The sequence below is a fragment of the Kribbella sp. NPDC056345 genome (genome assembly GCF_042262745.1).
Taxonomy (GTDB): domain Bacteria; phylum Actinomycetota; class Actinomycetes; order Propionibacteriales; family Kribbellaceae; genus Kribbella.
On the sequence record NZ_JBHJQQ010000020.1, the window covers coordinates 82,825 to 93,035 of the forward strand.

A 10,211-nucleotide genomic window follows, 5' to 3' on the forward strand; every position below is an offset into this window, starting at 1 on the left:
CACCCTTTATCTTGATTATCTTAGCTCTAGTGGAGGCTCTATCCCTGGCGGACTCATTGTTGCCGCGATAAAGACTGCTTCGAAGTCCGCAGCCCGCATGATCTGAGCGCCAGTCAGATCATCGAAGCTCCCTACTTCCAGATCCGAGCCCTTCGTCATCGCACCAAACACTGCGAAGTAGAGTTCCGCCTTCGGGTAGCGGGTACGCAACTCGCGTGCGATGTAGCCAATCACATCGGCATGCTTGACCTCAAAGTCGCAGATGACGATGGTCGGCGCCTCTTTGGTATCAGGGAAGTACGACGCAGCATCCAGTTCGATCCCATCGCGGACCTTGTTGCACCTCAGGTACCCGATGGGGCATCGCGAAAACCTCGACGACGAGAGAAACGTGGCCATTACAAGCCCGGCCTCGTTGATCCCAAAGCAGGCATCAACATCTAGTCTCCTGCCGAGGTTCTTGATCTGCCGCGAGAGCCGTTCAACGCCATAGCCGAAAGTCGTCCAGGTCAGATCGAGCAGGCGCCCAGGATTGGGATTCGGAAGCGTGAGAACGTCGAGCTCAGAGTTTCCGTATTCGATGGTCGGGGCCGAAAGTATGAATTCACTGCCTACCTGGTCATACTTCGATATCTGAGCGGAGGAAGAGCCTTTTGCGCCCTTCACATCCGGAAGGCCCGTTCCTGGGCGGATTGAATCAGTCGTCTTCTTGTAGGACTTGAGAGCGAGCTGATCCTCAATCGGAAGTCGCTCGTATGACTCGGCGATAAGGTCTGCCGGCGTGATCTCTTCATCCGTCACCCCCGTCGGACCTCTGCCATAAGCCGAGCACAGAATCAATAGGCTGGAGATGGACGGAGGCGACCCACTGCCGCGCTGTCGCGCCCAGGACTCCCATGCGTTGATAGATGTGCCGCCAAGACTGGTCTGATTCCCGGCCACCTCGTTGTAGCGCGCCGCTGCTTGATCCTGCGACAGTCCGGCGGCGTACCGGTAGGCCTGCATACTGGGAACCTCGGGGTATCGCGCCATGAGCTCCAGCGCTGCACCCTTGACCGAACCCTTCTCAGCCCACAGCTTCTTGCCTTGAGATGCAAGCTCCCGACCACGCTTCTGCGGGCTCTGCGCGGATGCCTGCGACGATCTCGACGGACCCATAGAACTGGCTGACCTTTCAACCTCCGGCGGCTCTGTTCGTCAACTCTACCCATCCGAATGGGCAATTGGATGGGACATGCCCACGAATCGGGCTGTGATCGCTCCGCCTATCAGGTGTCAGCGGGCTACTCCGGGTGCCACGGTGGTTGCATCGAGTTAGCAGTCGTACCGCAGGGGAGGAAGCCCGTGACACCGGATGTGGTGCCCCAGAGGCGCCGAGTGAAGGTCTGGTTTGGTGAGCACCCGATCGCCGAGTTCATCGACGAACAGGCAGTCGCTGACCGCTATGCAGACGCCATGCGGCGTCGCTTCCAGAGTCTGCGAGTCACCAGTGAGCCGCTTCCAACTCGGGTCAATGAGTGAGGAGCCGGTCGAATGGAAGGTTCAGTTGTGGCTCGGCAAGCACCTCATCGAAGAACACATCGCGCCAGCCGAACTGGCTGAGCAGTACTACAACGTCTTGCAGCTGAGAATCGCTGGCCTTGCCGGTCGCGAGATACGCACAGAGCGAGTCCAGCCTCAAGACCGTAGATCCGCCCGCGGCGGGTAACCGCCAGGAACGATCGCTGTCGATCGTCCAGCTCGTCCGAGCCTTTCCCTCCCCTGTGGAGGGCTCGGACGAGGACCCAGGTCCGGCTGACGTCGACTGACATGAGGGCGGTCCGCGCCAGCCGTTCCACACCAAGTGGCTGACGGCCCTTGGTAGGGCCGGCCGGATGGTTCTGGGCGATCATGCCCTGGCGAGCACCATCCGGCCGGTTCCGATCGACCATTGGAATCGAACGTGTCGGATGACTTGATGCATATAGGTGAGAGCACCATGGGCTGGCAATACGCGCACGTGAGTTGGCTCGCGCTGGCCACGGAGACTCACAAGATTGGGAAGCCGCCAGAAGGTGACGGCTGGATCCGGAACAAGCTCGCAGGACAGAACGGCTTCGATGTATCCGTTCCGTCTTGGTCGGACGGCTCGATCGTGCATCGCCGGGTGTACTGGCGTCGCAGGATGCCGGGCGTGCGCCGACCACACCCCAAACAATCAATCGTTGTCTCCCGTCGACCGTGGTTCGTCGGCAGCGTCATCCCGTACGAACGCCTCTGCGAGATCGGCGTCATGGCACGCGTAAATGACACGGCGACCCCAGGGGTGCCATACCCATCAAGCCCGGCCAGCGTCGAGCGCTTCGCCGCCGGTCGCACCACTGCCGAAATCGGATCGACGTAGGAGGGAGGTGAATCGCATGACGAACGACGTGGAGCAGTACATCGCGCCTGAGCTGATCGAGCTGGGCGAGACGTCGGAGGTGACGCTCGGCAAGTACGCCGAGGACAGCCAGGACGAGGGCCGGTACTTCGAGTAGCAGCCCAGGTGCTGTGGCGACCCGTTTCCCCTGAGGGCCGCCACAGCACCATCCGAGGGAGGGTGAGATGTGGATCGCTGGGAACATCGTTGATGCTGCGCCGCAAGGCGGCGTGGAAGTCTGGGGCGGCGAGCGCTCTGTTTGGATGGTCGACACTCCGGCTGAGCGCTGGCGAGCTGTCACCGATGACGCGGGCTGTCGGCTGCTGGTCGGCGGGGACTGTTATGCGACTGACGCCGAACTGCACGCCGGCCTGAGCGCTGTCAGCAGGGGTGATTGGTCAGCGCTGACTCTCTGGCCGGGGTCGTACTGGGTCGCCGCAGACGACGGCCATGCCCAAGTGGTCTTGACCGACGTCTCGGGCAGCAGACCGGTGTTCTTCACACCGTGGCAAGGCACGATGGCTTGGGCGACAAAGGCCGGGCCGTTGGCAGAGCTTGTTGGCGCGCCACTGGATCTGATGGCGGTCGTCGCTCGAATGGCCTGCCCAACCATTCCGGAGATCACAGGCACCGAAACGACCTACGAGCGCGTCCAGCGCCTTCCCGGCGGACATGCTTTGGTCATCGCTGCGGGTGAGCTTCCTCGGGTGGTCCGGTACGAGGACGAAGGTCCCATCGCATCGTTCGGCGATGCGGTTCAAGATTTGCGATCCGCGCTGATGACCGCCACTGCCGTTCGAGCGCGATCAGTCGAGCGGATCTCGGCCGACTTCTCCGGCGGCCTGGATTCCACGAGCCTGGCATTGCTCGCGGCGCGAACTGAGAAACGGGTCCTCGCAGCAACGCGCGACGACCCGGCGAGCCGCAACGACGACATCATCTACGCGACTCGAGCTGCGGCCACTACACCCAACATCGAGCACCTCGTGGTGAAGAACCGGACTCACGGGCTGTTCTTCGACCGTCTTCTCGACGGGCCTCGGACCGATCAGCCGTTCAGCGATGCAGCCCGCTGGTCAATGCGGTCCGTCCTGCACCAAAAGGTCCTCGAGGCCGGCACCGACCTTCACCTAACAGGCTCTGGAGGAGACGCAGTCCTCACCGCGCCGTCGACCTACCTGGCCGATCTTGTCCGGCCGGGATGGATTCCCGTCCTTCTTCGACACGCCTCAGCGCGCGCCAGGCTTCGCCACTGGCCGGTCGCAAAGGTCGTCAAAGAGGCCGTCCGGCTGTCGCGCGTCGATCAACGCCAAGGCCTTCACCAGCTCGCCGACGCGATCGAACAAGCGCGCCCGGACGACGACCTCCGTCGGACCTTGGCCCTGAACTGGTACTCGTTGCTCGGCGTTGCGGGCTGGCTTTCACCTGACGCACGGAAAGACCTCGCGGCACGTGCTCGGCTTGGCAGCGAGAAGCAGTACCCCGGCGGATGCAAGCCGAGCGTGCGACGTTCGTGGGACGAACTGCGGGAGTTCGGCACCTACCAGGCCGAGCTGACCGCTCAGTTGCAGGCGACAGGCATTCCCGCCCAGGCACCGATGCTCGACAACGCCGTCGTACGAGCCTGCATGTCAATCGCGCCCCACCAGTTGCAGTCCATCGCCGTGCAAAAGCCACTGCTCGAAGCCGCCCTCCGCGGTCTGGTCCCAGACTTCTTGCTGCGACGACCAACGAAAGGCTCCTACACCGGCAACGCCTACGGCGGCGTACGGCGCAACATCACGACACTGCGCGTTCTCCTCGATCACTCAGTCCTCGCCAGCCACGGCCTCCTCGACCGCGCAGCCGCGCAGCGGCACCTCGCTCGAATCTCCGCCGGCGTACCCGGACGCTTCGCCAGCCTCGAAGCACTGATCGCCACCGAGCTGTGGCTACAAACCACGCCACAAACACGAGCCACCTGGCACCGAGCTCGGGTGAGCACCCGTGCCTGACCTCCGCATCCCGTACGGCTACCACCTGCCGCACTACGTCGCAGCCACCATCACCACCGAAGGAGCCATGCTCCTCGACACCCGCAAGAAGGGCACGTGGTTCGCAGTCAACCCTCCAGGCGCGCACCTGCTCACCGAGCTACTCGACGGCGCCACCCTGGACCTGGCCGTCCAGTCCATCGCGGACCACTACTGCGCCGACCGAGCCGACGTCTGGATCGACATGTCGAAACTGACCGCAGACCTCTGCGACCGCGGCCTGCTCCTCCAGCCGGCTCTCGGGAGGCCCACATGGTGACCGTGAAAATGTCCCTGCCCGCCGCACAGACGCCGACCCCGTTGAGCTACCGCTTGGCTGCCATTCCCATGCTCGGCATAGCGAACTTGCTGGCACGACGAGCCCCGCTGCGGTTGACGCTGGCAATCGTCCGCACACTCAAGGCCGCCACCCGGCGCCGCCCCCTGTCGAGAGAGCGGGCCGAGGCAATCATCGCGGCCCGGGACTGGGCAGCCGACCACTTCCCGGGGCGCTCGGCCTGCATGGAGTCGTCCCTAACCGCAGTTCTCCTCGCCGCAAGCACTGGTCACTGCGTCGAATGGTGCATCGGCTGCCGGTTCAGCCCTGCTGAGTCACATGCTTGGATCGAAGTCGATCAGAGACCTGTCGGCGAGCCGGACACCCCAGACCGCCCGTTCCACGTCACCATCCGAATCTGAACTCAGCACCGAAGGGAACGCTGTGTCCGACCTGATCTCCACCGCTGTCCAGGCCGTCCCCCGGCAGCACTACACGAACCACCCCCAGCTGGGATCCGTACCGCAGTCCACCGCGCAGGCAGCCATCGAGCGAGACCTCGCCAGAGCTGCGGCGAAGCCCGGTATGCGAGTCATGGAGATCGGCACCGGCACGGGCTACACCGGTGCACTCCTGGCTGAGATAGTCGGATCAGATGGGCACGTCGTATCGATCGACATCGACCCGAGCCTCACCGAGCGCGCCGGCAAACTACACGCCGAACGCGGAGTCTCCAACCTGACCCTGGTCACCGCGGACGGGCACCAGGGATCGCCTGAGAACGGCCCGTACGACGTCATCATCGGCTGGGCGACCCCTACCCGCATTCCAGCCGCGTGGGTCGCTCAATGCGCCTCAGGCGCCCGCATCGCAACCCCCGTCTATATCGCACCAGTCGCCCGAACCGTCGGCCACATCACGGCAACGGTGGCGGCAGAAGGTGAACTGACCGACCCGAAACTCGGTCCTGCGGTCTACGTCGATATGGGCGTCGAGATCAACACCACACTCGGCATCCCGCTCTTCTTCGTCGACGCCACCTCCGCGGGCGAAGTACCAGCATGGGTATCGGTCGCCTGGCGCGACGTGACACCAGAACACGACCCAGCGAACACACTCACCATGCTCAGGGACGCCGACTACTCCCAGAGAGTCGTCTTCAGCGATCTGGAAAAAGAACAGGCCGAGCGTTGGCGCGACTTCCGTGCCTACTGCGTCGGCCACGAGGGTAATGAGCGCTCTAACCTCACCGCCTTCGGCACCGGAGCCCCCGAGTGGACCACAGCTATCGGGTTCAGCAGCGGGAACAACGCAGCCGTCCTCACCGCAGAAGGCCAGCTTCTCGGCAATCGCGAGGACTCACCGGCCGTCGCGAAGCTGAAGGATGTGATCCGAGAGTGGTACGACTCGGGCCGCCCTGGACTCGATTCGCTGGAAGCAAACATTAGTGACCACCCGGACGGATGGACCGTCTCCGCATACCTGAGCCGCTACTAGGAAAACGCTGAGCCGCTTTCATGCGTGCGGCGCATCGAGGCGGATGCGCCGCACGACGGCAAGACCGTCTCGTCGTTAAGTCCGCTCATGGAGATCACCGGAGTCGTCTCGCGCAACATGCCAGACCGCCGGCGCCGGACGATCGAGTGCGGCACTGGCCCCGAAGCCTTGCAGCGTACGACGGCACGATGCCCGCCATAGATCGGCCGTTTCCGGCGACGCCAGGCTCGCGTCTACTCCAGCATCATTACCCAGGGGCCACATCGTGCTGCCTTCCGCAGCGAGGCAGAGTCTTACCAGGATGCTCCTGCGGACTAGGTCCCTCAGACGGTCAACCGCGTGGCTGATCGCGGTGCCAAATGCCTCATCCTCGGAAACTGTCGAGACCGTGTAGATGAGTTTCTTCAGCTCCTTCTCTGTCAGACTGCCGCCATGTACAAGCTTTGACCGAAGGCCGTACAGCTGCCCGACGTCTTTGAAGATGTTTCCAGGCGGGTCGTTCGTCGCGCTCAGGAGAGACGCTGCCCGGAACTTGAGGCGCATCGTCACGTCGGCGGCCGACACCCCAGCTAGCATCGCTTCGAAGGCGGTCGCCAGGTCGACTACCTGCTCGTACCAAGCATGGGCGTGGAACGAAACCTGGAACTTCTGTACCCCCATCCTGAACGACGAAATGAGCACTCCCTGCGGGTAGGGCACTGCATCTAGCAGCGTCGACAAGCCCTCAAAACGAGGGACGTCGTGCTCGTCAAGAAGTGCCGTACGTCGCAGCAGATCGGCGCCACTGAGGACCCCCGGAGTGGGTCCTCGTGGGTGAAGGAAATAAGGATCAAGCTGGCGAACCTCTGCCCCTTCTCCCTCAATGCCGAATGCGGTTGCGCATGTACTCGACTTCAGAAGCCTGACCAGCAGAAGGAAGCGATCGATCTTCGCACCCACTTTGCGATCGGCTTCGTATCCCCGCGATTCGGAGTCCCTAGCAACCACGACGCTCTCGGGTGGACCGTAAACCTGTGGGTCGACGCGCTGATAGACACCTGCTGAACGTGGAATCTCAGCCTCGAAGATCCGCACCGCACGGCGTTGTCCGTCGCGCGCCGGCACGACCTTCACACCGCCAATCTCCAGAGGGCTACCGCCGCGCACGTTCAGATGCACAACGAGCCGGCAACTGACCATCTCGCGGACGTCAGAGGCGAGTGCGGCTTCCAAGTCTCTGATGGATTCATCCATCTCCGGACCAGCCGTCGCCTCGCCCATTCCCGCGCGTAGTGCCTTTGCAACGAAGCACTCCAGGAAGCTGTAGATATAGCTGGCTGCGAAGTCCCGCTGCCCCAGCGGCTGCTCGTCTTGAAATCGAGCGTGCGATCTACAGATCGTTGCCTCAAGGGCTGCGTACTCCGGCAGGTCCGACACGGTCGCGCCCTCGTAGTCTTGCCCGACCTGGATGAAGCTGTCGAACCGCGGGCGAGGGATGATGCGCTCTTCCCGCAGGGCCGACCACGCAGCGCTAAGGAACGAACGCGCTAGCGCCGCCAAGTTCGGATCATCTGATGACACCAGCCTAGATTGCCGCATGTCCTTCACGTCTGCCACCAGATTGTCTCCAGCCGAACAGCTTACGCAGCTGGGTGAACGTTGCACGCCTGTACTTGGATCAGCACGGTCGTACGCTGTGGCAGTGGACGAACCGACCGACGACAGCTGGCTGTCACCGCCGTCCTTAGCCACAACCGCAGCAGAGAGAGCCGAGTACGTCGCCAGATCCAACGAAGCCGGCGAGAAGCTTCGCAGGTTGAACGATCGCGCGCATCGAAGCCTGCGAACGCTGGTGATCCGATGTCCAGTCCGGGGGTGTCTGCTGGCCCCTGTTTACAAGTTCGATCTGACTGGTGGCGGCGCGCGCTGTCTTGCAGTCTTCCGTACGGCGTCCGGTCGGGACCTTCCGCGATTCTTGAACTGGGGGTTCAGCGATGATTGGAACGGTCCGCCTGTGTGGTTCGCAGTCGGCTGTCGTCACGGCCATGCACGTATCGAACGCGCCTGGCTCCTCGACGTCGTCGGCTTGGTAGAAGGCTGGAAGCACGCGCTCCAGACCTGGGACGAGGTACTGCAGAACACGCCGGCAGAGCTCCGGCAGGGAATCTCGCGGCGGACGTTCCACCCTGATGCGCGTCATTGGCGACCGAAGCAGTGAAGTTTGGTAGCCTGAGCGTCAAGTTCGTATCGATACCCGAGCTGCACAAGGCGTGTGAGACGTTGGCCAGATCGCAACGACCCCGCTGCAGCCACCCGGAGTTGGGTACCGGGAACGCCCCTCGGAGGGGAACGTCCCATGCCCACCTGGCTTCTTCTGTTCACGGTTGTCGGAATCATCTCTGGCCATCTGTTTAACTACCTCCGCTACTTCCACTACCTCCGCACGGTGCGTCACCTCGCGGATAAGTTCGGGCTTGAAGCGTTGCAGGTCAGCTCTGCCTTCGCCCCGACCAGCCCGGAACGCTCGACCAATGTGCTGGACCTGATCGGTCAGTACCGGCAGCCGGATCCCGGCGAAGCCGAGCACTGATAGCCGTACCGCGATCTTCGGGTTCGTGAGCCATCCTGAATAGTCATGCATTCAATTGCATTACTGGGAATTACCGGTGGAGTTACCGGTGATGGGGGTTATTGGTGGTGAATCGGTCTGAAGGGCGATGAAGTCGAGCACGGCTGAAGCAGCGCGAAAGCCCAGGTCATCTGAGGGTTGGTGTACTCAGATGACCTGGGCTGATGGTCGCGACTTCTAATCCATTGTTCGCAGGTTCGAAGTGCACGCTTCCTTTCACCCAGCGCAGATTCGCGAGCGGACAGCGCGCGGTGGCCGGACGACTGCAGCGCCAGATCCAAGAGCCCAGCACCCAACTCCTGAGGTGTGCCCGCGGGCACCCTTTCCTGCATCACTCCCCTGGTCGCCAACCCCAGCCGCCATGCGCGGGCAACATCACATCTGCCCCTCACCACGGCCCCGGGTGGGGGCAACCACACCCACACCCCCACCACAGCCACGGGTGGGGCTAACCACGCCCGCCCTCACCACGGCCCCGGGTGGGGGCAACCACACCCACACCTCCACCACAGCCACGGGTGGGGTTAACCACGCCCGCCTCGGCGGCTCCTCTCGATGTCGGTGGCGAGGGTTGTGATCTCTTGGGCGCGGCCGATCATGGCGGGGTCGGCCATTCGGCCGTCTGGGAGGACGATGACGCCGCCTGCGGAGACTCCGGCCTTCTCGACTGCGGCGAGCAGGTCAGTGGCCTCGGCGAGCTGGATGGCGGTGGGGGTGAAGGACTCCAGGATTGTTGGCAGCTGGCGAGGGTGGATGGCCATCCGGCCGACGAAACCGAGGGATCGGCCCTCGATGCTTGTGCGGCGGAGGCCGTCGGGGTCGTCGACTCGGGGGTGGACGGACATCATCGGGGCGCCGAGGCCGGCGGCTCGGGATGCCGAGACCAGGCGTCCGCGGGCCCAGGCCAAGCCCTCCGGACCGTCTACACCGAGGGAACTGCGTAGGTCGGCTTCGCCCAGGCCGATCGCGACCACTCGGGGATCGGCTGTGGCGATCGCGAAGGCTCGCTCCAGCCCGAGCGGTGACTCGATCAGAGCCGTGATTCTTGCCGATGGCACCTGTTCGAGCACGCGCAGGACGTCTGCGGCGCTCTCCACCTTCGGCAAACGCAAGCGGATCTCCGGTACGGCGGCCACCGCGGCCAGGTCGTCCGCGAGCCATGGCGTGTCCGGCGAATTCACCCGCAGCTCCAGGCGCGGGCCGGTGCGCTCGGCGTCCGAGGCGTGTCCGAGCGGCACGGGATCGTGGTGAGCTGCAACCCAGGCGACGGCCCACTCGCGCGCCGAGACCTTCGCGTCGACCGGTACGGCGTCCTCCAGATCGAAGACGACCAGATCCGGGCCGGCAGCAACTGCCTTCGCGAATCGATCCGGCCGATTGGCCGGCACGTACAACCCTGTCAGCACCACGTTCCCC

At 63.6% G+C, this 10,211-nt stretch carries 11 protein-coding genes; 7 read left to right on the top strand and 4 right to left on the bottom strand.

Going from position 1 to position 10,211, the window contains the following annotated elements; translation table 11 throughout:
• Window positions 1-15: 15 nt before the first annotated feature.
• Together ACFCV3_RS39620 and ACFCV3_RS39625 are read right to left on the bottom strand one after the other, a co-directional pair.
• On the bottom strand, window positions 16-801 hold the full coding sequence (locus tag ACFCV3_RS39620) for a hypothetical protein (protein ID WP_376039799.1): 786 nt from the start codon (window positions 799-801) through the stop codon (window positions 16-18).
• 709 nt (window positions 802-1,510) lie between these two features.
• A complete protein-coding gene (locus ACFCV3_RS39625; RefSeq protein ID WP_376039801.1) occupies window positions 1,511-1,681 on the bottom strand; it encodes a hypothetical protein in 171 nt (56 codons plus the stop codon).
• A 297-nt stretch (window positions 1,682-1,978) separates the two neighbouring features.
• Between ACFCV3_RS39625 and ACFCV3_RS39630 the strand changes: the two genes are divergently transcribed.
• The 5 genes from ACFCV3_RS39630 (at window position 1,979) to ACFCV3_RS39650 (ending at window position 6,187) form a co-directional block, all read left to right on the top strand.
• Window positions 1,979-2,383: a hypothetical protein gene (locus ACFCV3_RS39630; protein WP_376039803.1), complete on the top strand. Its 405-nt coding sequence runs from the start codon at window positions 1,979-1,981 to the stop codon at window positions 2,381-2,383.
• Between the two features lie 203 nt (window positions 2,384-2,586).
• Window positions 2,587-4,395, top strand: a complete 1,809-nt coding sequence (locus tag ACFCV3_RS39635; RefSeq protein WP_376039805.1) for an albusnodin/ikarugamycin family macrolactam cyclase — start codon at window positions 2,587-2,589, stop codon at window positions 4,393-4,395.
• Window positions 4,388-4,693, top strand: coding sequence for a PqqD family protein (locus ACFCV3_RS39640; protein ID WP_376039807.1), 306 nt, complete (start codon window positions 4,388-4,390; stop codon window positions 4,691-4,693). The genes ACFCV3_RS39635 and ACFCV3_RS39640 overlap by 8 nt, the downstream gene beginning before the upstream one ends.
• An 8-nt stretch (window positions 4,694-4,701) precedes the next feature.
• Window positions 4,702-5,112 (top strand): lasso peptide biosynthesis B2 protein, encoded by a 411-nt coding sequence (locus tag ACFCV3_RS39645; protein WP_376039860.1) that lies wholly within the window; start codon window positions 4,702-4,704, stop codon window positions 5,110-5,112.
• Window positions 5,030-6,187 carry a protein-L-isoaspartate O-methyltransferase gene (locus ACFCV3_RS39650; RefSeq protein ID WP_376039810.1) on the top strand — a complete coding sequence of 386 codons (1,158 nt, stop codon included), beginning with the start codon at window positions 5,030-5,032 and terminating at the stop codon, window positions 6,185-6,187. The genes ACFCV3_RS39645 and ACFCV3_RS39650 overlap by 83 nt, the downstream gene beginning before the upstream one ends.
• Before the next feature lie 75 nt (window positions 6,188-6,262).
• On the opposite strand, the gene ACFCV3_RS39655 is transcribed toward ACFCV3_RS39650, so the two are convergent.
• Window positions 6,263-7,783: a hypothetical protein gene (locus ACFCV3_RS39655; RefSeq protein WP_376039812.1), complete on the bottom strand. Its 1,521-nt coding sequence runs from the start codon at window positions 7,781-7,783 to the stop codon at window positions 6,263-6,265.
• Between the two features lie 85 nt (window positions 7,784-7,868).
• On the opposite strand from ACFCV3_RS39655, the gene ACFCV3_RS39660 reads away from it, so the two are divergent.
• Window positions 7,869-8,384, top strand: coding sequence for a hypothetical protein (locus ACFCV3_RS39660; RefSeq protein ID WP_376039815.1), 516 nt, complete (start codon window positions 7,869-7,871; stop codon window positions 8,382-8,384).
• Between the two features lie 138 nt (window positions 8,385-8,522).
• Entirely contained in the window at window positions 8,523-8,756 is a 234-nt protein-coding gene (locus tag ACFCV3_RS39665; protein WP_376039817.1) for a hypothetical protein, read from the top strand.
• Window positions 8,757-9,319: 563 nt separating this feature from the next.
• Here ACFCV3_RS39665 and ACFCV3_RS39670 read toward each other — a convergent pair.
• Window positions 9,320-10,201, bottom strand: a complete 882-nt coding sequence (locus ACFCV3_RS39670) for an HpcH/HpaI aldolase/citrate lyase family protein (protein WP_376039820.1) — start codon at window positions 10,199-10,201, stop codon at window positions 9,320-9,322.
• Window positions 10,202-10,211: the final 10 nt, after the last annotated feature.